This window comes from Leptotrichia sp. OH3620_COT-345 (genome assembly GCF_003932895.1).
GTDB lineage: Bacteria > Fusobacteriota > Fusobacteriia > Fusobacteriales > Leptotrichiaceae > Pseudoleptotrichia.
Map to the genome: position 1 here is coordinate 1 of NZ_RQYW01000104.1, position 561 is coordinate 561.

The 561-nt window shown below is 27.5% G+C and carries 1 protein-coding gene; it reads right to left on the reverse strand.

Annotated elements, in window-relative coordinates; translation table 11 throughout:
* On the reverse strand, window positions 1-291 hold a 291-nt coding region (locus EII29_RS11570; RefSeq protein ID WP_125237621.1), incomplete at its 3' end, for an autotransporter-associated N-terminal domain-containing protein.
* Window positions 292-561 lie beyond the last annotated feature (270 nt).

Genomic DNA, 561 nt, shown 5'->3' on the forward strand with positions numbered 1-561 from the left:
TTCCATTAATTGTATTAATTCAAGATTTGCATTTTTCAGTAATCTGTTGTTCTCCCTCTTTGCCTGCTTAAATGATGTATGTAAATCTTTTATTGATGTATTCAATTCTTTTCTCGTCTGACTTATCGCATTTTCAGTACTCTTTACTTCAGGCGATGTCAATCCTTCTGAAAACGTCAACATCCCCATTAAAAGGAAACTTAACAAAAGTGCTCTTGTATACTTTATGTCTTTACATCTTTTTGCCAATGCCCTTAAGTCCTTTTCCATTCTTTTTAAATTATTACTCATTATTTTTCTCCTTCTGAATAAATATTCCAAAATTTAATAATTACTTTCATTACATAAAATCTTTAAATCTTTTATGTTTCAAAATTGTCAGCCGTAATCTTATCGCCTCATGAAATAATCTTAAATAACTAATCTGTTCTTGTTTGCTAATAATTTTGTGATTATTTATAATATTTTAGAATATTTCTTTATATATTATAATTTCAATTATTCTTTTCTTATCAGTTTAAATTCTATTCTTCTGTTCTGTGCTCTTCCTTCCGCTGTCTC